Below are 24,470 nucleotides of genomic sequence, written 5' to 3'. Positions count from 1 at the left end.
CTTTACGGTCGCTGAGATAGAATTTTTCTAAGATGTGTGGATAACATACCGCCGCCAGTAACGCACATGCCACCAGGAAGAAGATAACCTTCGTGGCAAAGTTTCGGATGTGGATGAATTCGGAGATGGACATAGTTATACAGTATGCGATAGCACAATTTAATTCTGTATAACTTTAGTTTCTGTGAGGTGTAGAACCTGTAATGTTTCTTATGAGGTAAAATTACAAAATATTCTTCTGTTTGAGTCAAAGGTCTATAGAAAAATATTTAGAGCGTACATAGACCGCTGCTGGTAAACGCAGATCCACTCCAGTACCTCCATTGACCACTCTTAGCGTACCACCCTGAGTAGGCGAGCGTTCCACTACTGGTGCGGTATATCTTGGTGGTATTACCGAAGTTCGTCCCTTGATCAATCCAGTACGTACTCTCCCCGATACTACAGGCGTTAGAGGAGCTACTGGTACTGCGGGCTGCAGTGGTCTGCTGGTAGGTTCCACCTGCGGAGTGGTTGTACCCTCTAAAATTCGATAGTCTATCCTTGCTGCCAGAGTACGAGGAATGCCATCCACTGGAGTTCACATTAGCGATGCAGTCTGCCAGGGAGGAATCGGATGGAAGTCCAATCTCAGTGATCACTTGTGAGAGACTTATATTCGAGGCGGTACTCAGTGCCATTACCTATTGTTTAATATCTGTTCTACCATAGCTTCTAGCCTTTCTACTCGCGCATTTAGGGTGTTTATCTCTTCATCTTTTTCTGCCATTTTGCATACTAATAGGTCGGTATAAGAGACAGCCTTCATCCCGTCGTCACTTACCCGTATTAGCTCAGGATGATGTTCTTCAAGCTCTTGTGCAATTACACCATACCTTACCCTATCCTCCTTTTTAAAGGTGTAAGACTTCCAATCGACATTCATCTTCTTACCTGTGAGAGGTTTAATGTCGGATTTAAGTCTTTCATCGGAGTAGTTAGTCCAGTCCGTGGCATACGCAACTCCACCTCCTGTCCAAAACTCAAATTGCTTTACACCACTATTGTTTTGAATCTCAAAGGTTTTACCTCCTGTCAAATCTCGAAGGGCTAGTCGTGTACCTGACCCTGAACCCTCTTGCAAGAATGACCATGCCCTATCACTGTTGAATGTCAAAAGAGTTGCGCCATCCCCTGAATTAGATGTCTGAAATCTATCAGCGTAAATCGCAGCATCGAAAGTCGCAGTACCAGAGACGGCTGTCACGTTTAAATACGAACCACCATCCCACCATGCTTGTTTAAACGAAGTTGCTCCTGTTCCTGACTCTGGGACACCATAGCAGTGTAATCTAGCTTCTGTTCCATCAGACCTAGCGTCCATTCTTTGGTATGAGGGAGATGCTGCGGAAACATAAAATCTGCCTACGCCATAGAAATCAACCGCCCCACTGTCTTCAGAGAATTTAACATTTTTGGGAAAAGATATTTCATTTTGTGCTGTTGTGATTCTATAACTATAATCACCTGTGTCTCCGTCGGTATCATGGAAATCTATGTATTTTCCAATCTCTATTGTTCCCCCAGAAGTAACATGAGGTATCACCCCCCAATAATTACCACTTTGGGATAGTTTGAGTCCTTCAAGAGAACTCGACGCAGTAAGGTTTGTAGAGGCTGTAGCATCTACCTCCCCTAGAGTTGGAGTTATAGATACACTCCAATCACTAAGATAGTTCTTGATGTTTGTAGAATATCCTGCTGTTACATTCATTACCTGAACTTGTGGATACTCCCATGCTGTAGTTGTCTCCCCAATCCAAATGCAAGGTTGAGTTCCGTTATTCCCAAATCTAACGGTAAGTTCATCATTAGCGACAGAGGTAAGTTGGGTGGCATTACAATTTGCCCAAGTGGTTCCTCCTGCAGCTTGATAGTTATATCCGTGTATGATGAACTTGTGTGACTTTCCGCCTCCTGCTCCTCCTGTATACCTAAAAATGTGAACCTCAAAAGATATCATATCTGCCGCACCTTCAGTAGCTGCAGGTAAAGCAACTTCTATAGCTCCTGTAATACTTGAAGTACTCGTAGAAAAGTACCCTCCGTCTGGCGCATGTACTATCCCTGAGTTTGAATTATTATACTTATATGAAGTAGTATCAGCAGCTTTTACAGTTAAGGTTCCATGCCCATTAAAGGTCATAGCTTCGCCTCCGTAAAAGATCGCTTTGAACTCATTATCTGCAGATCCTGCAGCAACATGCTTGAAGGCGAGTGAGATCCTGTCATTAGTGCTCTCATCTTTACCAAAGATGAACTCATTCCAATCCCCATTTGCCATGTTAGGTACATAAAAGCCAGCAGTCTTGTTGTAGGTCCCTGTCCTGTTTCTGCTGATTTTAAATTGAGATCCGTCATAAGTGACATCCGGAGTTCCTTCAATAGTTCCGTCTCCAGTCCAGACACCTACCTGGTTGTTCACCGGAGTACCGACCTTGGTTACATTTCCTCCCCCTCCGCCCCCAATGGCAGCGAGGCTTGTAGTACTTCCGTCACCCAGGAGCACATCATCCGAGGTTGCCCCAGACTTAATGAAAGCATCAGCGGTAGTGGATCCATCAGCGTTGACTTGCCATATCTTGGTCCCTGCGCTGTTCTTTAGATGCATCGAAGTACCTGTAGGAGAAGCACTCACTTGCTGCAGTGCTACCCCATCATCGGCTCCGGTTAAAAGGAACCTAACCGATTCTGCGGTATCAGGATCATACCACCCCCCAGCATCCTGGAAGTTCATTCGACCCCCTAAGGTTCTATGTCCTCCGCGGAAAATGATTGTATGGTAGGAATTCAGTGCTAGACCATAGGTGTACTGGTTCTCAATGGAATTATACTCGTCACCAAACTGGAAAGCAGCCCCTTCCCCTGAACCATTCATATCTACCGCACCAATGATCCTGGGGTTCAAATTACTTGATCCGTTTACAGATACTGATACATCCCCAGTAACAGTAAGGTTTCCATCAAAAGTGTCATCTACATCCGAGCGAAGGAATTGGGTACTGTCCAGTCCATCAAATGTACCTGCGTCACCGCCTCCTGCACCTCCTACAGCAGCATCGACGTATGCCTTTGTGGTAAGGTCTGTGGACACAGCGGGTGTACCATCTATAGCTATCGTTGCGACTGTTGTATATCCATTTTCGTTCGTTGAATTCTCAGACTGGATCTCTAAATGCCCGTTACTTAACCCGTTACTAATTTTCCAATAGCGTATTGGACCATACGTCCGCACAGGTTCGATCATCAAACCGAAGGAGTATAGGTTTCCAAAACCTTGCCCATCCCCGTAACCTCCAATATTGAATCTCCCACTAGGGCGAATCTCAGAAACATTATCAAGGCTGTTACCATCCATGTTAAGCGTCTGGGTCGCCGTGTGGTTACCAAGATCATCTCCTATAGCGGCATATACTTCATCAATAGCCGACTGTACATTGATAGCAGCAAGTCCGGAGATCGCGTTGTTATACGGGTTGCTGGACGCGTTGGTGTCGATAGACTGTGTAGCTCCAGTCTCGTCCGTGTACGTGTAGGTGCCATCGCCGTTATTGACCAGGGTAGATACTGAGGTGTCCCCGATAACCGTGGTGCCTCCTTGTGCATCTGTGAAGGTATAGGTCCCGTCCAGGTTATCTACAATATCAATCTGCGTCAGCACATTCCAAAGATCCGCCTGGTTTGCAAGTGTTCCGGTGATGCTTCCCCACTCCGCAGAAGTACTAAGCCCTCCAAGATCTGAAGTTAGTGCTATGGTACCTCCCTGGTCAGGAAGGATGTAGTTGCGTTCTGCCGATAATTGAGACACATCCAAAAGGGCAGCTATATTAGCGTACCCCTCCCTGGAGAAGAGGAATTTATCGGTCGACTTCCTGCCAATGAAGTTAAGATTAGCACCTCCAGAGTACGACTGGTTATTACGTAGCCCGATAGCGTTATCGAAGTAGTTTATACTGGTCCAGGTATTGGAGCTTGCCTTCAGACCGTACTCGGGGTGGGTGTGTCCTACGTCACTCTTGTCATCTAATACTGTTTGCAGATTTGAAACATCTGCAATAGCTGTCCTTGCACTTTGGTCAACGCCTAATCCTGTGTCGGTCAAGGAACCGTCCAATACGCTAAATGAACCTCTTAGGGCTTTAGCGTGGGCGATGGTAACCGTCCTAGCTGTGGTGTGATTGACTTTCTCGGCGTAAATATTTCCAGTTGTGTTATCTACGGTGAATCCGATATCATTGCCGTGTGCATGAACCTGTTTGGTTTGTCGAATAATTGTAATCTGACCACCCGAAGAGCGGTAGATAAGCAATTCAATCGGCTGATAGTGTCCGTTCTCTGCTGAAGTCATTAAGACGTGGGCAGCGCTTGAGTTTCCAATATTAAATAGGGCTACTCTTGTCCCCTGGGCTGGTAACGTTCCTTCCCACAGAGCGCCATAGGTCTGAACCCCCGTTATTGAGTTTGAGCCGTCTCGTTTTTGATATTGTGAGGGGTCGAAATCTGTAATCTCGCTAACGGTATGCGTGTGCCCTACGTCTGATTTAGTTGATGGATCGAAACTTCCTTCCGTCCAAATTTTTCTCCAGGAAGAATATACTCCTGCCGTGAATTTCCGGGTGTAGAACCCGTCGCCAGTATCATTCCATGCAAGTTGACGACCGTACTCACCAGCGTGGGTATTGAATGTTATTAATCCGTTGGCATTATCAACTTCACCCCCGGTTCCGGTTCCATCAACAACAGGAGAGCTGTACCTGTGCCATTGTATGTTTGATGTAGAGCCGTCTGACACATTTAGTGAGGCTGTTGCACTGCCTCCTGCCTTATCCAGCTTACTGTCGATATTAAGTGATGAGACTTCCATGGTCGTACCGTCAGCGAGAAGGATCTGATCAGACGTTCCATCATTCTTTTTAAATGCCGGAGCCTCTAATGTTCCAGATGCTGTGATCTTTACCTGACCAGAACTAGCGCCATCACCTTGTGGTCTAAAGTAGATAGAACCTGTACCACTTTGATTGTTACTTATAATCGTCGCATCTGCATTGTTGTCACGTATCTTTGTGTGTCCGATATCAACTATCCTGGTAGTACCTTTAAGTAGGTTTAAATTTCCGGAGATTGTTACATCACCACCAAAGGTTGAATTCCCTGCCCTTATGGTCGTAGTATTTATCCGAGTACCATTGACATCTAAACTATACAGGTACAATGCTCCATCCACGCCGTCCATACCTCCTTCGAGGCGGGCGTAATGGGACTCCCCTTGGAACGATGAATAGAAGTCAGTCCGGTGGATAGAATTAGCCCCCTTGATTTTAAGCATACTGTTTCCAGATACTTCATCATTGGAGATAGAGGTTAGCCTGCTCTTGTCAGTATTGAACAGGTCTAACCCCTCGTTAGAAATTACTTTCCCGGATACCTCCAGGTCAATCAGGTACTTCGACATAATCGATTATTAAGCTCGGATTACTACTCTTAATGCATTGGTTGCGGGTGCGACGTTTACTCGGATCTGTACCTGGGAGGTAGAGAGCCTGTCCACATCAGTAATTACGGTTTCTTTGGTTACAGCATCGTACACTTCCACCAGGCAATCCTCTGTGCCTAGTCCGTGAGTAACGTTGAAGCTGGTGTTAGATCCATCCCCTACAGAGGCAGCAAATGCACCACCGGATATGGCTTCCGCCACATAGCTCGACAAAGTTGCAGGCGTTACCGCACGTACTGTATCGGTACCGGCATCTACTTCAGCCTGGGTAGCGATCTCGATGATACCCTTATCAGTTGTAGAGGCATCAACGATGTCCGGGATGTTCTTGTTGACCACGGTCCAATCCGCCAGGCTCGCAGGATTATCCACTTCAGCGATCAGCATATCTCCTGCTTGCACTGAGGCAGAGTAGAACATACCGTCTGCAGTTACCGTAAAGGTGTTACCTTTCTCTATACCCGAAGGTGTGGTATCCAAATCAGGGGTATTGGTTGCGGCATCGTATCCACCGATATAGATCAGTGCCCCGGCTACCTGAGAGCTGATGTTATCCAGCTCCGCTTGGATCTTGCTGGAACTCCAGGTGTGCGTTAGGTTGTTTGCAGCGTCATCAATAACCGCCGCGCCCAGATCACTTGCAGTCATGTTCCTTGTGGCGAATCCAATTACGTGTCCCTCAGCATTGACTGTCACATCAGATATTACGGTAGCTCCGGTAAGTGCGGGACCCATATCCACACCATCGGTAGGGTGTACGTATTTGTTCGCGTCAGTAGCTCCAGTGTATCCCAGATCAGAAAGCGTCAGTACCCTGGTGGTGGCAGCAGTGATGTGCCCTTCGGTATTGGTCTCCAAACTCGCCAGCACATTAGCTCCAGAGAGGGTTGGATCCAACGCCGTAAAGGTCGGATGGTTGTAGATGGTATCCTGGAATGGGTTGAGCCACTGGGAACCGTCCCACGCATACGCTACGTCGTCGGTAGTGTTCCAGTAGATTTGTCCCACAACAGGGCTACTTGGGTGGGAAGCCAGGTTTTGAAGCGCAGCGTTTAATAGCTGGTTCTTATTAAGGTCTAAATTAACTAGGTATTTCATGGGGTTTAGTTTAATTCGGCGTATCCGCTAAAGGCGCCATTAAAGGATATGGTTAATTGGTTCAGGTCAATATAATTGATGTCCCCCACGCATACCGTTCCGGCGGAATCCGTCACGAAGACAGAGGGTCGTTTATTTAAATTGTGCACTATTGTCCAGGTATCCGAAGGAGTCCCCTGGTAGTGCCTGTGGTTCTTATCACCGCTAGGATCTACCTGTACTGAGACTACGCGCCCGTTGGCATCCGTCATTAGGTATCCCTCTTCGGTATTGATATCCAGAGAGTTCACCTGAAGGTTTCCGTCGATGGTGCCTCCTTGGGTCGATACTGCTCCTATATCCTCACGTACCTGGGAAGGAGAACGCTCTTGGATGTCGCCTTCCAAATCCCTCGTTATGAAGTTTCCTTCGCCATTTTCAATCGTATCGAGCCGGAGTTTTCCAGCTACTTCTACATCGGTATTTAATATCTTCTTTGCCATTACATTACGACAGCCTCAATGAGCCATCCTGATAGTCTTAAGGTTACATTTGACACTCCATAACTGGTCGATGAAGACCCGGCAAATACTACCTGCCCTTTGATCTTCTGGGTGCTACCATCGAAATAGGAATGGTTATTGACAATAATATCTGGGTGATCTAAACTCGCTACCACCTGTACAGGCATACTCTCAAAGGGTCCCCCTGCGCTAAATCCACTTACCTCAAAATGTCCTAGATAATTCAGCGTATTGTTAGGTATCGGGTTCAAGTCGAAAGTGATATCCAAATTGAAGAACACCATGTCACCTATCTTTCGATAGGGCACATAGAGACCCCATTCACTATCGTAATCTAAATGATTCGAGTTGGTACCACCGCTAGGGGTATTAACAGTTATGTTGTTCCACGCTCCGTAGGCTACTGCATTTTCTGCACCGTCAGCTCCTGCAGGTCCCTGTAATCCTTGCGGACCTTGAGCACCAGTATCTCCCTTGTCTCCCTTTGGACCCTGCGGACCTATAGGACCATCAGCACCGGGAGGTCCAGGCGTACCAGGCTCTCCAGTAGCTCCTCTTGGTCCGGAAAGGTCTTCAGAGATAAAGGTGGTGTTGTCAGTATAGGTTAGGGTGAATGTACCGTCTCCATTAGAACGTGCGCTTTTAATACCGCGTCCCGCCTCTCCCTGGATCATTACCCATACCGTACCATTGAAGATGTAAAACTTATCCCCAATAAAGAAGGATTGTCCGGTCTTAGGACTTGAAGGAAACGCCACGCCGTAGGGCATCCGCAAGTTCTTGATCTCCGACTTGTCAAAATCTACTATGGGAGCTGAAATCTTCTTCATCTAGTTCAGGTACGCAGTTCCTTGAAATGGGTTATTAAATGTGATAACCAGACCATTGGTGCTGGTATAGGTGATCTCACCTTCTACGTTATTTCCCTGGTCGTCAATTACCACTACACTCGGCATCTTGCCAAGGTTGTGTGTGATTGCCCAGGTGTTAGAGTCAGAGGTTTGGTTGTGCACATAGTGTGCGTCTACCGCGCCCCCGAGCATTGCATCTATCTCAGGCTTATCGTAATAGTTCTCCAGGGAGTCATCGATAAGTACCTGCGCCTCGTCAGAGGTAATAAATGGATCCTGTCCATTCTCACCATCGTTGATCAGGTCGGAGGTTCTACCCTCGGCACGGAAGGGGGTGATCTCTACAAATTCATTGCCTTGGGTCACATAACCGGTAGCTCCAAAACCTTCTGGATAGTAAGTTCCCAGGTACCCGTATAGTTTTCCTGAGGTTACATCCTGTACGATCAGAGGCTTAGGATTTGCCTGGAACGTAGAAGCCTGGTTAACAATAGATGCAGGGGATCCGCTTCCACTGATCATGTGGTAGGCAGGGGAGAACTGATCTGAAATCGGTAAACTCTCCAGGAGTACCAACTTCTCAGTCTCGTTCTTGTAAAGGAGGTAACGGTCTAGGGTTGCGCCCTGAGTCTGGTGATCTACCAGCGCCGTTACGATGTATCGTTGAGTTCCAGTGATGGAAACTCCTTGGTTATCCAGCTCGTCTATAATATCGGAGAGCCGGACTGCACCACCTGTCGAGTAGTACCCGAGGTAGTGTTCGTGGATGTATGAGTCGGTTACTACCAGATCCTCATTTCCGGGAATAGGAATAGCAGAACCTGGAGCTGCAGGGGAATCGATCTGATCAATCCCGAGTTCCAGTTGTAGTTCCCAGATCTTTGCACGCAGGCAAAGCATCTCTTCCAGGTGCGGAGAACAGACCCCATAGAGGGTCTTCTTCGCCCATTCAGTAGCGATGTACTTGTAACGCCAGGTTATCGCGTTGTAGTACTCTGTCGTGTTAGCGTATGCGCTCCGCGCTTGTAGTGTCGGAGCCTCCATTATTTACAGCCGCAATCGTAATCCTTACCTCCATCGAGGAATCGAATTAACAGGTCCAACTTCGTTGTAGCCTCTGTGTCGTCCGCGTAGCGCAAGTCCAGGTCTATGCCGGTGAGCAGTACCATGAGCTTGTTGACAAACAGCGTGGTCTTTTGATCGCACCCGCACAGCTCTGTGTCTGCAAACTGTGCCAGGAAGGTCTGGACGCGTGCTTTGGTATTAGTATAAAGAGTGGAGTCGAATGCCATGAATAGTAGGTATAAAAAAAGGGGAGGGCAGTTTGGGTGTACCCTCCCCTTAGGTTATGGTTGGTTGTTGGTCTTACTCAGCGATAGCGTCACCGTCAAGGGCAGCGATCGTGTTGGCTAAGTCAGACTTAACAGCAACGATGATCTGGTTGTCCTCGATAGCAGCAGTACCAGTTCCAGCTTTGTTAGGAACACCACGAGCGATATCGTACACGTAAAGTACGTAAGTAGCTCCGGCAACAACTTTGCTGTCTGGCTTGACCACTGGGAAACCTACGTTGTTGTGGATACCTCTTGAAGGTAAGCACTCAACTTCCAGCTTCTTCAGATCCTCATCTTGTCCTCTTGTTGGAACAGGCTTGACAGCCAATTGATCGAGTGTACATCCGTCAGTGGCAGAAACCCTGAAGGTTTTGTTTACTGGAGCAGTGACAGTGATTACAGAAGCAGCAAGGGCTGCTGAGAATCCTTCAAATTTAGATCCAGATTTTGCTCCGTCAGCGTTGATAGCATCAACGATTCCCTGAAGAGTAGCACGCTCGTAAGACTTGATCTCAACGTCCATTGTACCAATGGTAGTGTCGATCAGTTTCACGTACAGAGGCTCTCCAGCTGCAGCGCCTGTGAAGTCGATAGTTGCTTGTTGAGCAGTACCTGCGAAAGGTGCTTGCTTTACAGCATCTTGAACTTCAACGCCTGTGAAAGGAGTAGAGATTTCGTCATCGACAGCGATTTGAGCTTCGCCCCCGGTTAGACTTGCAATGACAGCTCCGCCTTCAACAAAGCCCAGCTTCCCAGCTCGAACATCGGCGAAAGAGGTAGCAGTTTTGTTAGTAGCATCACCATCGACATTGACAATAAATAATTGCTTAGACATGGTATAGATTTAGGGTTACAGATTATTCAGTTTTATTTGCCTGGGCAGAGTTGCTCTGGTAACGTGGAGATGCTATAACTTCTAAGATGTGCTGTACTGTGAGGTCTACTATTTCATCGTGGGTGTGGTCTGCCAGGTCGCACGATTGATTCAAAGATAAGTCTACTTTCGCGGGATACCTAATGTAGTCAAAGGTTACACCTTTTAATATAAACTTTTTACTACCCATAACCGTCAGTACTCTTTGGGTTATAGTAGCTAGTGCGCTTCTCTCGCTAGTCCTTCGGAAAGGATCTATCATCATTTTACGTACCTGGTCCTGCGGCGCAATGAGTACCGGTACGGTGTGATCTTTGGAAAGATCTGCTTTTAGTTTGCAGTCGTCCCAACCCGCATTCACTTCCCCGGCGATATAGAATAGGTAATCGCCAGGGAGTGCTGCAGAGGCATTTTGTCCCAGGGTTAGCCCTGAGAATGTTGCCTGGTGGGGTTCGATTAATTCCCTAATGTCGTCCAGGCGTTTCTGCACCGCCTCAAACCCTAGCTCCATCTGATCAGTCCTATCGAACCGGTCTTTGATAAAGCGTAAGATCATCTTATTGATAAAGGCATCTATCTCCTGTGGGAGAAAGTTGTTGTACACAAAGCTCGCGTTCTTCTGCAAGCCCTGGTCAACATGGTAGTGCATTTCCTGGATCGTCATTACTTAGTGGAATTGTAGTGTTTAAGTTTCGCTTTAAGATTCAGAAGTGTCTCAGAGTTTGCCTTATCCTGCAGGTAAATCACTGCTTCTTCCTCACTGTGACCAAGTACTTCTTCACCATCCATGTAGCTGTTTCCAACCTTTCTCAGCACTTCTGCTGATACACAATTTCGGATGAAGGCTTTAGTCTCCAGTTGCTTGTCTTTAGCTACCGCTAGGAACTGGCTCGGAGTCTCGTTGGCGATCTTCTCTAAAGTGATCTCCATAGTATCCTGGTCCATTGAATCAGGGAACTCTCCAAGTACGCGGAGAACCATAGCCATCTTTTTCTCGTCGGCTGTAAGTTTGATCCATTCCTTAGTAGCTTCCTTACGCTTGTTCTTGTTGGCAACCTGCTCGGCACGCTCTCTGGATTTATCTTCCAGGGTGAATATGTATTTACGCTTCTTGCGTACTTCTGCCGGATCTCTTGGATCCACAAGTAGGTAAGGGTGCTTGATTGCAAATTTGTATTTGATGTAGTCCATCAGTTCGTATGGTGAATCGTCCTTGTCCACTCCAACTTCAAGCTCTACGCCTATTGCTGGAACATCAACGGAAAGGTCAAAGAAGAACTCCTTTACCTTCTTGAAGAAGGCAGGATCCTGAGTCGATACACCCAGTATGTGAGGCATCAGTTCGTTGGTCTCTTTGATGGAAAGCCCGGTGTTTACATCTCCTTGGGCATTGTAAGTAGCGCCGATCCTTTTCTTTGCGGAATCGTACACGTGATCTGGTAGGTTTGTCGTATTTGGACGACGTTTGATTATTACTGTTTTACGCATTGGTGGTAAAAATTGGGTTAATAAATAAAGCCCCCCAGGGTGTGAGGGGCTTTTAATAAGCTATTCTTAGGCAGCTACACACTCTAAGTGGAAGCAGTTAGTAGCTCTACGGATAGAGATACCACCTTCCTTCATGAAGTGTACAGATCCACCATCGATGTCAGTAGCACGCAGTGCGTTTCCACTGAATCCTTTTGGTACAGTAGCACCGGCAACTGCCCATCGTACAAGCTCACGACCTTTTCGTGAAACCATCTGTACGTTAGGCTGACCATCGTAAGTGCTCATGTCTAAGAAGATCATTCTGTAAGACTCCAGAGGAAGTCCGGTTGAAGGATGCAACTCAGAGTTAAGCGCACGTGCACCGTGGTCAAGTAAAGGCAAGTGCCTTACTGTGATAGTGTGCCCGTCGATGTGCTGGTAGCTGGTGAAGAATCCACCAAGGGTCAGGTTACGACCGCTTCCGCCGATGAAGCTAGAAGGATCAGTGTTCTTGATGTACGCTCCAGAGGCAACTTCCTCTTTCATAGCGCTGTCAAACTCCTCAAGACCTCCGATACCGGTGAACAATACGATGTTCATGGTCTGAGCATCAGAAGCTCCGTACAAGGTATCCCTTACGATGTTCTTCAGCTTCTTAGCTGTAAGCTTCGCGTAAGTGTCGTAGTTCGGGATTTGCTCCAGAACACCAGATCCAAGAGGAATAACGTTTCCGTTATCGTCCTTCATGTGGATCACACCTTTAGAGTCCCTGTTGTAGGTAGAGTACCAGTAAGAGTACTCACACTCTTCCTTCCAACGCAGCATGTGCTGGAACTCCTCGAAGTCGTGCCACAACTTAGTGGTACGTCCTTTTACGTTGAACTCAACGTTAACGACTTTGTTCTGAGCGTTACCTTCGAAACGGTAAGACTTCCTGATGATGGAAATCTGGTTACGCATTTTAGAAGGAGCGACCCAGTTACTTTCGTTACCTCTTGATCCACTGAAGGATACAGGAGCGAAGAGTTGTACGAACTTCAGACCTTCGATGTCTCCGGCTGATACTGCAGAGGCAGCGTCAGGAGATACCAGTTGAAGTGTGTAATCGAAACCACCTTCCAATCCTGCACGAGGATCTTCCATGATCCTCGCCTGAAGACCATAAGGGTTCTCGATGATGTACTGACGAACAAACCACTTTTCAGGGAAGTTCACCACAAATCGAGAGTGGTTTTCTCCGGTTCCCGATACCAGTTTGGTAGCGGTTACGGCTTTGTTGATTCGACCCATTACCGGGTAATCATACTCGGTGTCGTTGATGTATCGAGTGTTACCCATACCTTCGGTCAGAAAAGAAAGAGGGAACCTCTTGTCTTCCTTACCGGCTAGGTGGGTCAACACTGGCGATAGAACATCAGGTTGGGTCAGCAAGGCATTAGACAGAGAGTTCTCGTCCGTCATCCCTTGCGCATTCCATACGTCTTCATAAAGACGCAGCTTGCGATTGTTATCTGCCATGGCAATATTTGGGGTTATAGGTTAAGTGCCAAATGCTGCAGTAACTTCTATATGCTGTGAACTAAGTTTTGTTAGAATATCTCGTCTAACCCAGGTAATGCTGTTGTTCGTTGGTGTCCTGGATTCTGTCCCCTAGAGAGGGTATTGGTGACTGCTCCTTTTGAGGATCGCAGTCTGCTGCGTAGACTTTGTGCTTTGCTCTTGGTCCCGCCGAACTTGGCGAAATCAAACTTCTTGTAATACATATATTCCAGTGCAAGTTGAGCCTCTCGGTCCATCTTACCCATGTCCAGGTCCCGCTGTGTGCGTCCTGAATTATCTACCGGGCGTGCCATCCAATCATAGAATGATCGTTTGTCTGCCTCAGGTACCTGAAGACCTTTAAGTTCTCCGCGCTTTATCGTATCTCCGATCTCACGCCAAGTCTCCTGCTGCTCTTGAGCACGCCTTTCGGCTTCTGCTTGTTGCTCGGCAAGGAGTTGCTCCTCACGTTGCTGACTCATAGCGGCAAGACGTTTGCTACCGATAAGCGACTGCTTCTCCAGCAGCTCACTATCTTCCAGGTCTTTCACAATTTCATTGATCGTATCATCGTCGTAGCCCAGCTCTTTGTGAAGCTCTGTAACTACCTTACGTTGTAGGGCTGCATTTCCTTTAAGCTGCTCCTCGGTAAGGGACGAATAGTCCTGTACCTGTTTTGCAGTCTCGAAGAATTTCCCCTGGTCTCCGCCTTGTGCGCGGTACTCCAGGTACTTCTTCACATCCGGGAACTGCTCAAATACCTGTTGGAGGTACTGCTGTCCTACTTGCTCACCCACCTTCTTGGTGTACTCGGTAAGCCCTTCCACACTGTCATCGAACTCTCCATCAATCTCGTACCCTAATCGCTCTTGAAGTTCTTCTAATAGCGTAGGTTCGTCCTCGGAGTCGACTGGATCGTCTCCTTCTTGCGAGTCTTCTCCTTCGTCTTGGTCTTCTTCAGAATCGTTGGGATTTTCAGGGTCATCTTGATCTCCAGTGGGTTGGTCTGGATCCTGCTGTTGGATTGGGTCAGCTCCCTCATTGTCGGATCCGTTTGTTGGATCTTGGGCTTCTTCCTCTTGGTTATCAATCGGCTCATCGTATCCTCCAAGGATATCTCCGACTGATACATCACTAAGGTCAAAACCAGTGGTTTGATCACTCATAGTTGCTTACAAAATTAATTAAACATTGTCTTAGAATCTATTATAACCCCCGTGTTACCGGGGGTCTTACTTATATAGGTTTTTTATATTATTTCGATGCGGGCTTATTCTTCATAGCGGCTATCTTCTTCTTCTCAATTTCATTTTTACCGCTCGCAATTTTCTCGTTAGAGGCTATCTGGCGGTTGGTCTTCCACTTGTCTGTCTCGCGTTTCTCACGCTCGTTCTGCAGCTTCATTGCCTCGGCGCTGTTATCAGGCATCTCTGGTTTGGAATTCTCTCCAAGTTTTGCCCACTCTACCTGTATCTTCTCAGCATGCATACGCTCTTTGCTATCCCGCTCGGATGCACTCTCCTGTGCTGTGAATGCCTGTTCTGCTTGTGCCTGTTGCGCTGCACCTTCGTTCTGCATCTGGATAGTTTGCTGATCCATCTCCTTGAGTGATTTCTCCCAAGCCTGCTGCTTAAGTTCTGCCTCTTTCACCTTCTCCTTGATACCGGCGAAGTTGTTTAGATCCAGAATCTCAGCTACCGTTGAGGGCTGGGATCCATTTTGTGCGAAGCTGAATGCCAACTGCTTCATGGTCTCAAGCTTCTCTGTCTCCTTAGAGGAGTTCTTCATGAAGATTCCAATCTGTGCTTCCTGGAACTCAGAAGGCTCTATATCCAGGATACCTTCGCGGTAGTCCGGTGTGATATAGGTAGCCTGCTTACCTTCCTTCCAGGCAAATTTGGATACGTCCAGTAGACCGTTCATCTCGCGCTCCTCGAACTTGGAGAACTTCCTGAACAGCTCGTAGGTCATGATGTTACTCTGCCCTACTGCCATGTTAGTGTTACCGGCGCCATCACTTGCCATGATCTGACCCTTACGCTGGCGGGAGATCCCAAGGAACTCTTCCCACTCATTCTTGATGGCTTGGAGAAGTTCAAACTGTGCGCCGATGTACTGTCCCAGGGACATGTCGAGTACCTGGAATTGATTGAAGTTCACGCGCTCTTTGTTCTGTCCCGGTGCGGTAGAATCTATAAAGGCAAAGCCCAACGCGTCTGCGGTGTACATGAATTGCTCCTCATCCCACCCGTGCTTCTTAGGTACGGTGTTGATTTCCATCAGGGCGATCTTGTCCTTGTTCTTGGCAATGGACAGCTCAAGTCGGTAATGGAAAACGTTGTAGAGGACCTGGTAAGGAATTCCCATCTCTACAATAGAGACATTCTCAGAATTCCTATCCGAGTACCTGGCGCCATTGTACATGAGCTTCGCCTTGGATACGTTATTGATCTGGGTACGCTGTACCTCGGTAGGTCGTATGTGCTTGTAGATGGATCCGTCGATCTGGTATCCTTCCCAGGTTTCGTTGATCCAATGCCACTCCACCTTTTCGCCAGGCATGGGCTTGTAGCTCTCACTTACCTCGATCACTTCCATGGCTCCGAACTGGTCCGGCACTTCTACGAATCCGATCTTGGTGAAGGTTTTAAAGTTCACGTGGTATACTTCTACTAGGCGGTCAGTATGCCTGTCGTCATTGTCATTTCCGTTCTGTGCCAGGAAAGGGATAGAGAAGTTCTGTGAGGTGTTTGCTTCGGGGTTTTCCAAGCGGTCGATCTCATCGTCAGTGAGTACATCATGGAACATGTCCACTACCTCGTTGACGCTCATGAGCTTTCGCTGACCTGCCATGTCACCATCCTCGATATACTTCACCTCAGGTCCTGCCTCATAGAAGACATCGGTAGGAGAAACTACCTGGTAATCCACATCTCCGAAGAGTACCCCTTTGCAAGAGTACGCCTCTCCGGTTACCACCCAGTCAAAGAATGCGGTCTGTAGCTTGTCCTCCAGCTCCACATTGGCAACGATGTAATCCATCGCCTGCTGTCCCATGATGGCACGCTTGTCGCGGTAGGAGGTCTGTACCTGTTTGGCAAAGTCCTCAGGCTCGGGAAGTTCTTTTGAAGGTAGTCCGGTTTGTACGCCCTGCTTATTCATCTCGTTGACGAACATCTGCTCCAGGTACGATCGGTACTGCTTGGTGCGGTACTCCTCATACTTATTCTTGATGTCGCCGCCGACAACCACAGCCTGGTAGTTGAAGGGACGCTGGGCACGCTCTCCCACTAGGAGATCCACCACGGGTTTGATGATATTGTAGTTCCGGATACGCGCCGGGAACTTGCGGGGTGTCTTCCCTTTGGCGACAGCGTTGTAAGGATCCGTCACATAGGCGTAATCCTTCAGGTTCATCTTCCCGTTGTAGTAATCGTAGAAGGAATAGAAGTCTTGCTTTCGCTTGCGGTTGAAGTCAGCGCGGTCGATATACGCCTTGATGGTCTCCTTCATGATAGCGAAGTCGTCCTTCTTCTTTTGCGCGTAGGTAAGTTTTTGTTTGGGTAGGTTGAAGCTCATAGGTTATTACAGGGATTAACCGAAAAATTCGGTGTTCCAGAAATTATCTGATTCTGTAGTAACTTGTGATTCTTCAACCTCCCGGTCATGGAGGTCTTTCAGGTACATCATTCCGACCAGAAGTGCTGATACGCGGTCGAAGTTGCCCTTGTCTCTGTCGTACTTGATAAGCTCGTCTAAAAGAGCGATATCATTTATAAAGTGTAAATTTAATCTTTTTTCGCCAGACTCAGTGATTCCTCTAGGGACTTTTAACCAGTCTCTTAGGTATATCTCTGCCTGATCTTTACGTTGTCTGGATCCCATCGAACACCCATACCCCCGCCCAAGAGCCTTGATATTGATGTTCTCTTTCTTGGAGAATATCTCTGCCTCGTGCAGAAGCATGTGTAACTTCCTGTGTCTCTTGGCGTAAGGGATCACTTCTCCCCTATCGTTCTCAAATCCGATCCGTGCGTTGTAGTACTCGGCAAGCATGAAGAGCTGTTCGTTGTACTCGTCCTGGGTATCGGGTCTTCCCACGTACCCGGCAACAATCATATCATCCGGCTTACTGAACCTATTGGGACGCTTCATGATATAGGCGGCACCAAGGGATTTACCGCCCTCATGCGCATAGGGGTCATGTACCACCACGTACATGTCATCCGGTGTATGTCCAGAGCTGCCCACATAAGGAGCCTGCCATATCGTTACACAGCCCCTGATGTCATCGCCCTTCTGTGTCGGGAACTTATCTAGGGGACGAGCGTTCTCAGACATCCGGAAGGTAGGTCCCTCCTTACCGTGCACCATCCGCCCGTGTACGGAGAGTCGCTTATTTAATCCAGATCGAACAAGTTCACCTCTGTGGTCCGCCAGGGCAACAGTGGGGAACATGTTAGAATTGGTTTGAAGAAACGCCTCTTTCGGACACCAGGGGTACTCGGTAATATACTTGTCATATACTCCTGCATCCTTTGCGTTGGCTTTCAGGTCATCACGTTTCGCCTGCTCTTCCTGTTTTGCCTTCTCGATCAGGGAATTCCCATCGTTGTCCATGAACCCGATCTTGTTCATAAACGAGGGGAAGAAGTACCCGCACGTATCACCGGCGCCGCCCTCATCCCAGACGTTATCGAAGGCGTACATGTCGTAGGCTTCCGGGTTATAGAACATGGACTCGAAGTCGATGGTTCCACCCTCCATATCACCCCCGGTACCGAATACGATGATCTGACCCGTCGTTACCCCACCATCCTGTACACAGGGAAGGGTAGCTAAGTAACTGGGCTTTAAGTTGTCGAAAGCACCACCCTCTTCAAATATGATAAAGGAGGCATCCTTTCCCCGGGCAGCATCCGGGTTATCCTTGAAGGTAATCGCTTCGATCTCACTCTTGTATCCCTTCTCGATGATCTGCCCGCCGACATTCTCCAGGTACGATGCCTTGACATGTTTCATCTGATCCACACGCTGTCTTCTCTTGGACCATGCGGTGTGCTCGTTGAGGAAGTTTAGGTTGTTGGTTGCCATGGTCATGATTCCTTTCGGGTACAGGTACTTCTTATCATGAGCACATAGCAGGGTGTAAGAATGCTTTTGGGTATTGTAGATGTTGGCAGCGATCGCCGCGTTCTTATAGGAGAATCCTTTCCGCCGGGCTTTGGACACGATCATGTGCTTACCCTGCTTGGCAGCCTCTTCCATCCCGATAAAGAAATGGTAATCGCCATCCCAGAAGCCTGGAAAGGTAGTTACCTTCCGGGTAGCCTCTCCCTTCTTGATCCCGTCGGTCAGACGGATCTGGCAGAAGTTCAAGTAGAAATAGTGATGCCCGGTAATGTAGGTATCACCTACCGTGAATCCTTCCTTGCAGCGTCTGAGCTGCTCGGACCAGTATTCGTAATGGTTGGCGGTACCTGCGGGGTCACCACAGTAGTATCCGTGTTTGAGGAATTTCTGGGCTTCACGCCTGAATTCCTGAGTATTTGTAAGCATAGTGATTTGGGTTGACTATGCTGCGTAACTTCAGGTGCTAGAATATGATATGATAAATAATGTTGTAGGCTAGGATATAGCAGAGACAGTAAAAGCAAATGCATACCATCACACATAATGCTCCTTTAAGTACTTGCCTTGCTAATTGTTCAATCTTTCTCATCTGTTCCTTTATTGCGAAGGAAGCTACTAAACGTATGTCCTTCAGTTATTTTACTAACTTGTCGCTGGCTAAGTTCTTTACTGACCTTCCAACTCTCATGGTCGACCCACAAAAACGCTTTAGGTCCGAACCCTACTCTCTTTCTCCTCGCCATGCGTCCTTAGTTAATGGGTAGTAATGTAGTAGAGGTCTAGGTCCTGATCTTCTTGACTTGAGTACCCTCCAGTTCTTTTGCTGCTCCTCAGTACATCCTTTGCGATGAAAGTCTTTTTTGAATGTTCCTGGCTTAGGTAGCTTTCCATTGATGCGGCAATAGTGGTAGAAGTAGTACTCCTCCCCACTCATATCACCATGCCCTTCTGCGCATCTACGTAGCTCTTCGAGCTTGATGGTCATGGGCTCTGTGTCCATAGGGTCGTTCATCTTAATCTTCGAAGGCTCCTTTTTGCCCTCCTCCTCTAATTTTGACATCTGCTGCTTGTTCTTTTTTGATTTTCTCCTCCAGGTCCGCAATCGTATCGATGGCTTTAGGGAGCTTATCGGAAAGCTCCAGCATGCGCGATACATTCTTGGTGATCTCATCATATAGCTCTGGTGCGAGATCTCCGCTGGAAAGTACAGTGTCGATCCGGTCATTGAGCATGTTGATGACCTGGGAAGAAGTTATTAATCCGTTCTTGATAGCTTTAAGAGATCGCACTGTGGCGGTCTCCTGGAACTCGTTATACTTTGCAGTAGCTTCCTCGAGTTCCTTGAATATTTTAAAGTCTGCAGGTAATCCTACGTTGTCCAGGGTACGTGCATGACGCTCTTGTGCTGGGTAGTTCAGAAGAGGCGACCGGTAATCATTGGTATAGTAGATGTAGGCGAACCATTTTACAGCTTCGCGTTTTTGTCGGTCTTTATCTTTGGCGATCAGATTCCTGAACTCCTTGATGACCTTAATCTCCGGATCTACTATTACCTTGAACTGTTCCTCTCTGAAGAATTGCATCGTTTAGCTTTTTTAATCGGTATGGGTTTACATGGAACTTTCCAAAGAACGGCAGGCGTACCTGCGCGAACTCTCCTTTCTCTACTGTCTTCCTTGTAAATGCTAAACTTGACTCTACGATGCTTTCTGTCTCTTTTATCGTGCCGCCGTTCTCGGCTACGATCTCTCTATAAATATCATGTTTGAACTTTGAACGTCGTGCCATTAGGGTTGGACATTAAAAGTTACGGTGTATTTAGAGTACCCTGCGACTCCCATTACGGATGTCGTACCTGGGTAGTGCTTTCTAAATTCTTCCTCTTGCCTTCTTTGATAGTCCCACGCTTTGTTGAAACTCGAGAAGGTGAATATGTTCGTGTTACTCTCCATCGACCTTGAATTTTATGACGATGGTATCTGTCATGGGAACCACCAGCGGGTGATAGATGTAGCCCTTACCATTGGGGTTTGGACTGATTACCTTTTTATCCTTGAGGGCTTTGATGCTATTGCCAAGTACTGTGGTAGAGCTGGCTACTCCTTGGGAGACTAACATCCTGCGGATGTCTTTTGTTGCGGTAATGTCTCTGTCAATATTGATCATAGCCTCCAGTACAGTGAGTTCCTTCTCGGTAAGGTTGAGCATCCCATTGATGGCTCTGAGGTATTTCCCCAGGAATCCATCGGGTGTCGTCTTTACGGTGATCTCTCTTGGCTTACTCATGTGTACCTGTTTTTTCCTGGTACCTGATTACTCGGTCAATCTTTTTTGACAGTCTCTCCTTCATGAGTCTGCGAATGTTCTTCAAGAGGAGGATGATGCATTGGTTGATCGGGGAGTAACTTTTCTTGTTCAGGGCATAGAATCTGTCGATCAGCATATCGATGACTTCCTCGTGAGTTGTTCCCTGGATAAATTGTCCATTAACCTTTTCGGTGAATCGGATACGTTGGCTACCTGAGGTCTCTCCAAAGTTGGCGAGAAGGTATTCTTGTCCGTGTTCTACTATATCCAAAATTTTCTTCTGTTAAAATGCCCTTGGGCTGGTTATATGGGATACAAATATAAGAAATTACCTCGATTAACGAAATTATCTTCTGTTTCAATATAAAAAAGGGTACTCCGGGTAAACAGGTGGAAAGAGAAGTCAACAGAAGTATGAAATTTGGCTCTGTTAATACTTTTGTTAATACTTTTGGTGTAGAGGAAAGTATTACGCTGGGGTGTAGAAACACGAAACCCCCAGTGTTTACTGAGGGTTTGCGATGTGGTCCCACCTGGGCTCGAACCAGGGACCACCTGATTATGAGTCAGGTGCTCTAACCAACTGAGCTATAGGACCATTAAGTTAGATATTCCGAAATATCGTGAATTTCGGACTGCAATATTAGCACTTATTTTATTAGCCTGCAAAGAAATAAGATCCCGATCAGCCCGTCCGCCCGAACTTCAAGGGCGGGGGATTTCCTGGCAAAGCTCTACCAGTACCCCGTTACTGCTCTTGGGGTGCAAAAACGCGACCAGCTTATTGTCCGCGCCTTTCTTCGGTTTTTCGTGTATCATGGTAAAACCTTCGCCTTGCAATCGTTTGATCTCTGCTTCTATATTATCTACGGCAAAAGCGAGGTGATGGATGCCTTCTCCCTTCTTCGCCAGGAATTTTGCAATCGGGCTGTCCTCGTTAGTGGCTTCAAGCAATTCGATCTTGTTCGGCCCTACCTGGAAAAAAGAGGTAGTTACCCCTTCCGAGGCTACCGATTCGGTCTTGTAATGCGGCTGGCCGAAGAGCTTTGCAAAAAGCTCGTTAGAGGCCTGGAGATCCTTTACCGCGATCCCTATATGTTCAATTTTGTTCACTATCCCTTGCTTTGGTGCTAAATTACACATAATGTGCGTATTTTTGCCCCATGGAAACACAGCGACAGAAAAAAATAGCAGGGGTTTTACAGAAAGACCTGGCCGATATATTACAACGCACAGTGATGGACGCCGGACTAAAAGGGATCATTATATCTGTCTCTAAAGTTGCGGTAACCTCCGACCTTTCAATTGCGAAGGTCTACGTCAGTATTTTCCCCACCGACAAGGCCGGGAAGATCCTGGAAGAGCTGAAAGAAAACCCGGCTCCCGTAAAGCATGAACTGGCTCAGCGTACCCGCCACCAATTAAGACGTACCCCGGAACTACTTTTCTTCCTGGATGACTCCCTGGAATATATAGACCAAATTGAGAAATCGCTCAAAAAAGGGGACAACCCCATCGAAAATCCAGACCTCCTACCTAGAAGGAAAAAGTCCTGATCATTGAATTTCCCGTTCTACATCGCCAAGCGGTATGTGCGATCTAAAAGCAGCCAGAATGCGGTGAACATCATCAACCTGATCACCTTCCTGGTCATCGTGATTGGTTCTGCCGCCCTTTTTATAGTGCTTTCGGGTTTCGCCGGCCTGAAAAGCTTCAGCCTCTCCTTCAGCAACACCTTTGATCCTGATTTTAAGGCCCTCCCGGAAAGTGGTAAATTCTTTTCGGTCAGCCTGGAACAGGAAGAAGCCCTGGACCAGGTCAATGGCCTTGCATCCTATTCCAAAGAGATCGAAGAACGGGTGTACCTCAATCACCAGCAGAAAAGTCATGTCGCCTACATCAAAGGCGTTGATGAACATTACAACAAGGCCACCGGGATCGACAGCACCTTGTACCTGGGATCCTGGAATGTGCAAGGACAACAGGCCGTAGCGGGGATTGGTATCGCCAACCTCCTCGGGCTTTCTATCAACAATTACCAGAATCCCCTCGTCGCCCTGGCGCCCAAGCCGGGCAAGGGATCCCTCTCCCAGCAATCGCTGAATGCTAAACCCTACACCGAGGTTTCACTGGTGCTTACGGGTATTTATGCCATAGAAGAGAACCTGGATAAGAAATACGTATTTACGGACCTGAACCTGGTGCAGGCCCTGCTCGAAAAATCAGCTGCAGAGGTTTCCGGGGTGAATTTTAATATAGCCGATGGTGCCAATATGGAGGAAGTTCAATCAGAAGTTGCTGAAATTCTTGGCGCCGGCATCATCCTTAAAGACCGCCGCGCCCTGAACAGCACCCTGTACCGTATGCTGAATACGGAAAACCTGGCTACCTACCTCATCTTTACCCTGGTGCTGATCATCGCACTATTTAACGTTGTAGGGGCTATTATCATGATGATACTGGACAAGCAACAGAATACCAGGACCCTCTACAGCCTGGGAGCCACGGTGCGCGAATTAAGACAGGTCTACTTTATACAGGGAGTTATGGTGACCAGCTTGGGAGGTTTTTTTGGTGTTGGGCTGGGAGCGCTGTTGATCGGGTCACAGATCGCATTCGGCTGGTTGCGTATCACGCCTTCCCTGGCCTACCCGGTAGAGTTTCAACCCATCAATATCCTGATTGTACTCGGCACTATTGTTCTCCTGGGCATCATCGCTTCACAGATCGCCAGTAGCAGGGTGAATAAAAAATTATTACAGGCTTAACTCGGGCTATAACCGGGCGAATTCGTGATCTGAAAATTGCTCCAAAGCTTCGTCAAAGGCGGCGAATACATCTGCAGCATCATCACTGGTTACCATTTTCATACGCAGCTCCTTAAAGTTGGGGATCCCTTTAAAGTAATTGGTATAGTGGCGGCGGGTTTCAAATACTCCTAATTTTTCCCCCTTCCAGTCGATCGCCATCTGCAGGTGCCTCCTTGCCGCATCTACCCTTTGTTCCATGGTGGGTGGCTCCAGGTGTGTCCCGGTGGCCAGGTAGTGCTTTACTTCGTTAAAGAACCAGGGGTAACCTATACTGGCGCGCCCGATCATTGCGCCATCCAGCCCATATTCATCCCGCATCCGTTTCGCTGCTTCCGGGCTATCTACATCCCCGTTACCAAATACCGGGATATGCATGCGCTGGTTGTTCTTAACATCGGCAATGGGGTTCCAATCGGCTTCACCCTTGTACATCTGTACCCTGGTCCGGCCATGAATGGAAATTGCAGAGCAGCCAACATCCTGGAGACGTTCAGCAACCTCAACGATCTTGATCGATTCCTGGTCCCAGCCCAGCCTGGTCTTTACGGTGACCGGCAGTTTGGTATGCTCTACCATGGCTTTGGTCAGGGATACCATAAGGTCTATATCTTTCAGGATTCCCGCACCGGCACCCTTACTGACCACCTTCTTTACAGGACATCCAAAATTAATATCGATGATATCCGGGTTAGAAGCTTCAACGATCTCCACTGACTTTAACATGGAATCCAGGTTGGCTCCAAAGATCTGTATTCCTACGGGTCTTTCCTTTTCGTAAATATCCAGCTTCATAACGCTTTTAGCGGCGTCCCTGATCAACCCTTCGGAAGAAATGAATTCCGTATATACCACATCTGCTCCCTGTTCCTTGCACAGGGCGCGGAAGGGAGGATCGCTCACATCCTCCATAGGAGCGAGCAAAAGTGGGAATTCGGGCAATTCTATGTTACCGATCTTGGGCATATGCTATATAATTTGGGATGCAAAATTAAGAAATAAGACGGACTTAAAAAGATAT

At 47.6% G+C, this 24,470-nt stretch carries 23 protein-coding genes, 1 tRNA gene and 1 pseudogene; 2 read left to right on the top strand and 23 right to left on the bottom strand.

Annotated features, from left to right (window positions below; translation table 11 throughout):
* Positions 1–269 precede the first annotated feature (269 nt).
* The 22 genes and pseudogenes from PP178_RS03955 to mce all read right to left on the bottom strand — a co-directional run bounded on the left by PP178_RS03955 (position 270) and on the right by mce (position 21,755).
* Positions 270–680 (bottom strand): hypothetical protein, encoded by a 411-nt coding sequence (locus PP178_RS03955; RefSeq protein WP_272593009.1) that lies wholly within the window; start codon positions 678–680, stop codon positions 270–272.
* Positions 680–4,387, bottom strand: a complete 3,708-nt coding sequence (locus PP178_RS03950) for a tail fiber domain-containing protein (protein WP_272593008.1) — start codon at positions 4,385–4,387, stop codon at positions 680–682. Before PP178_RS03950 ends, PP178_RS03955 begins: the two co-directional genes overlap by 1 nt.
* A gap of 138 nt (positions 4,388–4,525) precedes the next feature.
* Positions 4,526–4,903: pseudogene (locus tag PP178_RS14790) on the bottom strand (hypothetical protein); the annotation flags it as partial.
* 597 nt (positions 4,904–5,500) lie between these two features.
* Positions 5,501–6,631 (bottom strand): hypothetical protein, encoded by a 1,131-nt coding sequence (locus PP178_RS03945; RefSeq protein ID WP_272593007.1) that lies wholly within the window; start codon positions 6,629–6,631, stop codon positions 5,501–5,503.
* Between the two features lie 5 nt (positions 6,632–6,636).
* On the bottom strand, positions 6,637–7,113 hold the full coding sequence (locus PP178_RS03940) for a hypothetical protein (protein ID WP_272593006.1): 477 nt from the start codon (positions 7,111–7,113) through the stop codon (positions 6,637–6,639).
* A complete protein-coding gene (locus tag PP178_RS03935) occupies positions 7,113–7,964 on the bottom strand; it encodes a hypothetical protein (protein ID WP_272593005.1) in 852 nt (283 codons plus the stop codon). Before PP178_RS03935 ends, PP178_RS03940 begins: the two co-directional genes overlap by 1 nt.
* Positions 7,965–9,029: a hypothetical protein gene (locus PP178_RS03930; protein WP_272593004.1), complete on the bottom strand. Its 1,065-nt coding sequence runs from the start codon at positions 9,027–9,029 to the stop codon at positions 7,965–7,967.
* The gene (locus tag PP178_RS03925) at positions 9,029–9,277 is read right to left on the bottom strand and encodes a hypothetical protein (RefSeq protein WP_272593003.1); all 249 of its coding nucleotides are present in this window, start codon (positions 9,275–9,277) and stop codon (positions 9,029–9,031) included. The genes PP178_RS03930 and PP178_RS03925 overlap by 1 nt, the downstream gene beginning before the upstream one ends.
* A 73-nt stretch (positions 9,278–9,350) precedes the next feature.
* Positions 9,351–10,154: a hypothetical protein gene (locus PP178_RS03920; protein ID WP_272593002.1), complete on the bottom strand. Its 804-nt coding sequence runs from the start codon at positions 10,152–10,154 to the stop codon at positions 9,351–9,353.
* A gap of 22 nt (positions 10,155–10,176) precedes the next feature.
* Entirely contained in the window at positions 10,177–10,857 is a 681-nt protein-coding gene (locus PP178_RS03915) for a hypothetical protein (RefSeq protein ID WP_272593001.1), read from the bottom strand.
* Positions 10,857–11,681 (bottom strand): hypothetical protein, encoded by an 825-nt coding sequence (locus PP178_RS03910; RefSeq protein ID WP_272593000.1) that lies wholly within the window; start codon positions 11,679–11,681, stop codon positions 10,857–10,859. Before PP178_RS03910 ends, PP178_RS03915 begins: the two co-directional genes overlap by 1 nt.
* A 66-nt stretch (positions 11,682–11,747) precedes the next feature.
* Positions 11,748–13,181, bottom strand: a complete 1,434-nt coding sequence (locus PP178_RS03905; protein ID WP_272592999.1) for a hypothetical protein — start codon at positions 13,179–13,181, stop codon at positions 11,748–11,750.
* Positions 13,182–13,252: 71 nt separating this feature from the next.
* Complete coding sequence (locus PP178_RS03900; RefSeq protein ID WP_272592998.1) at positions 13,253–14,368, bottom strand: hypothetical protein; 1,116 nt, start codon at positions 14,366–14,368, stop codon at positions 13,253–13,255.
* Between the two features lie 88 nt (positions 14,369–14,456).
* Entirely contained in the window at positions 14,457–16,781 is a 2,325-nt protein-coding gene (locus PP178_RS03895; RefSeq protein ID WP_272592997.1) for a hypothetical protein, read from the bottom strand.
* Between the two features lie 15 nt (positions 16,782–16,796).
* The gene (locus PP178_RS03890; protein ID WP_272592996.1) at positions 16,797–18,761 is read right to left on the bottom strand and encodes a hypothetical protein; all 1,965 of its coding nucleotides are present in this window, start codon (positions 18,759–18,761) and stop codon (positions 16,797–16,799) included.
* Positions 18,762–19,056: 295 nt separating this feature from the next.
* A complete protein-coding gene (locus PP178_RS03885; protein ID WP_272592995.1) occupies positions 19,057–19,395 on the bottom strand; it encodes a hypothetical protein in 339 nt (112 codons plus the stop codon).
* The gene (locus tag PP178_RS03880) at positions 19,349–19,918 is read right to left on the bottom strand and encodes a hypothetical protein (protein WP_272592994.1); all 570 of its coding nucleotides are present in this window, start codon (positions 19,916–19,918) and stop codon (positions 19,349–19,351) included. The genes PP178_RS03885 and PP178_RS03880 overlap by 47 nt, the downstream gene beginning before the upstream one ends.
* Positions 19,866–20,123 (bottom strand): HU family DNA-binding protein, encoded by a 258-nt coding sequence (locus PP178_RS14785; RefSeq protein ID WP_430974694.1) that lies wholly within the window; start codon positions 20,121–20,123, stop codon positions 19,866–19,868. The genes PP178_RS03880 and PP178_RS14785 overlap by 53 nt, the downstream gene beginning before the upstream one ends.
* Before the next feature lie 153 nt (positions 20,124–20,276).
* Complete coding sequence (locus tag PP178_RS03875; RefSeq protein WP_272592993.1) at positions 20,277–20,621, bottom strand: hypothetical protein; 345 nt, start codon at positions 20,619–20,621, stop codon at positions 20,277–20,279.
* Complete coding sequence (locus tag PP178_RS03870) at positions 20,614–20,913, bottom strand: hypothetical protein (RefSeq protein ID WP_272592992.1); 300 nt, start codon at positions 20,911–20,913, stop codon at positions 20,614–20,616. Before PP178_RS03870 ends, PP178_RS03875 begins: the two co-directional genes overlap by 8 nt.
* Before the next feature lie 253 nt (positions 20,914–21,166).
* Positions 21,167–21,240 (bottom strand) — tRNA-Ile (locus PP178_RS03865).
* A gap of 107 nt (positions 21,241–21,347) precedes the next feature.
* Positions 21,348–21,755 carry a methylmalonyl-CoA epimerase gene (gene mce / locus PP178_RS03860; protein WP_272593614.1) on the bottom strand — a complete coding sequence of 136 codons (408 nt, stop codon included), beginning with the start codon at positions 21,753–21,755 and terminating at the stop codon, positions 21,348–21,350.
* Between the two features lie 50 nt (positions 21,756–21,805).
* Between mce and rbfA the strand changes: the two genes are divergently transcribed.
* The gene (gene rbfA, locus PP178_RS03855) at positions 21,806–22,198 is read left to right on the top strand and encodes a 30S ribosome-binding factor RbfA (protein WP_272592991.1); all 393 of its coding nucleotides are present in this window, start codon (positions 21,806–21,808) and stop codon (positions 22,196–22,198) included.
* 3 nt (positions 22,199–22,201) lie between these two features.
* Positions 22,202–23,410 carry an ABC transporter permease gene (locus PP178_RS03850; protein ID WP_272592990.1) on the top strand — a complete coding sequence of 403 codons (1,209 nt, stop codon included), beginning with the start codon at positions 22,202–22,204 and terminating at the stop codon, positions 23,408–23,410.
* 6 nt (positions 23,411–23,416) lie between these two features.
* Here the strand turns inward: PP178_RS03850 and dusB are convergent, their stop codons facing one another.
* Positions 23,417–24,415: a tRNA dihydrouridine synthase DusB gene (dusB, locus tag PP178_RS03845; protein ID WP_272592989.1), complete on the bottom strand. Its 999-nt coding sequence runs from the start codon at positions 24,413–24,415 to the stop codon at positions 23,417–23,419.
* Positions 24,416–24,470 lie beyond the last annotated feature (55 nt).

Origin of the sequence: Zeaxanthinibacter sp. PT1 (assembly GCF_028464225.1) — a bacterium.
Lineage (GTDB): Bacteria > Bacteroidota > Bacteroidia > Flavobacteriales > Flavobacteriaceae > Zeaxanthinibacter.
Note: the sequence above shows the minus strand (reverse complement) of the source record. Positions and strands in the feature narration are given on the sequence as shown.

Bases quoted from the DNA above. Each gene is read 5' to 3' on its own strand.
- PP178_RS03955 (WP_272593009.1), bottom strand. From the start codon at position 680: ATGGCACTGAGTACCGCCTCGAATATAAGTCTCTCACAAGTGATCACT.
- PP178_RS03950 (WP_272593008.1), bottom strand. From the start codon at position 4,387: ATGACTTCAGCAGAGAACGGACACTATCAGCCGATTGAATTGCTTATC.
- PP178_RS03945 (WP_272593007.1), bottom strand. From the start codon at position 6,631: ATGAAATACCTAGTTAATTTAGACCTTAATAAGAACCAGCTATTAAAC.
- PP178_RS03940 (WP_272593006.1), bottom strand. From the start codon at position 7,113: ATGGCAAAGAAGATATTAAATACCGATGTAGAAGTAGCTGGAAAACTC.
- PP178_RS03935 (WP_272593005.1), bottom strand. From the start codon at position 7,964: ATGAAGAAGATTTCAGCTCCCATAGTAGATTTTGACAAGTCGGAGATC.
- PP178_RS03930 (WP_272593004.1), bottom strand. From the start codon at position 9,029: ATGGAGGCTCCGACACTACAAGCGCGGAGCGCATACGCTAACACGACA.
- PP178_RS03925 (WP_272593003.1), bottom strand. From the start codon at position 9,277: ATGGCATTCGACTCCACTCTTTATACTAATACCAAAGCACGCGTCCAG.
- PP178_RS03920 (WP_272593002.1), bottom strand. From the start codon at position 10,154: ATGTCTAAGCAATTATTTATTGTCAATGTCGATGGTGATGCTACTAAC.
- PP178_RS03915 (WP_272593001.1), bottom strand. From the start codon at position 10,857: ATGACGATCCAGGAAATGCACTACCATGTTGACCAGGGCTTGCAGAAG.
- PP178_RS03910 (WP_272593000.1), bottom strand. From the start codon at position 11,681: ATGCGTAAAACAGTAATAATCAAACGTCGTCCAAATACGACAAACCTA.
- PP178_RS03905 (WP_272592999.1), bottom strand. From the start codon at position 13,181: ATGGCAGATAACAATCGCAAGCTGCGTCTTTATGAAGACGTATGGAAT.
- PP178_RS03900 (WP_272592998.1), bottom strand. From the start codon at position 14,368: ATGAGTGATCAAACCACTGGTTTTGACCTTAGTGATGTATCAGTCGGA.
- PP178_RS03895 (WP_272592997.1), bottom strand. From the start codon at position 16,781: ATGAGCTTCAACCTACCCAAACAAAAACTTACCTACGCGCAAAAGAAG.
- PP178_RS03890 (WP_272592996.1), bottom strand. From the start codon at position 18,761: ATGCTTACAAATACTCAGGAATTCAGGCGTGAAGCCCAGAAATTCCTC.
- PP178_RS03885 (WP_272592995.1), bottom strand. From the start codon at position 19,395: ATGTCAAAATTAGAGGAGGAGGGCAAAAAGGAGCCTTCGAAGATTAAG.
- PP178_RS03880 (WP_272592994.1), bottom strand. From the start codon at position 19,918: ATGCAATTCTTCAGAGAGGAACAGTTCAAGGTAATAGTAGATCCGGAG.
- PP178_RS14785 (WP_430974694.1), bottom strand. From the start codon at position 20,123: ATGGCACGACGTTCAAAGTTCAAACATGATATTTATAGAGAGATCGTA.
- PP178_RS03875 (WP_272592993.1), bottom strand. From the start codon at position 20,621: ATGAGTAAGCCAAGAGAGATCACCGTAAAGACGACACCCGATGGATTC.
- rbfA (WP_272592991.1), top strand. From the start codon at position 21,806: ATGGAAACACAGCGACAGAAAAAAATAGCAGGGGTTTTACAGAAAGAC.
- dusB (WP_272592989.1), bottom strand. From the start codon at position 24,415: ATGCCCAAGATCGGTAACATAGAATTGCCCGAATTCCCACTTTTGCTC.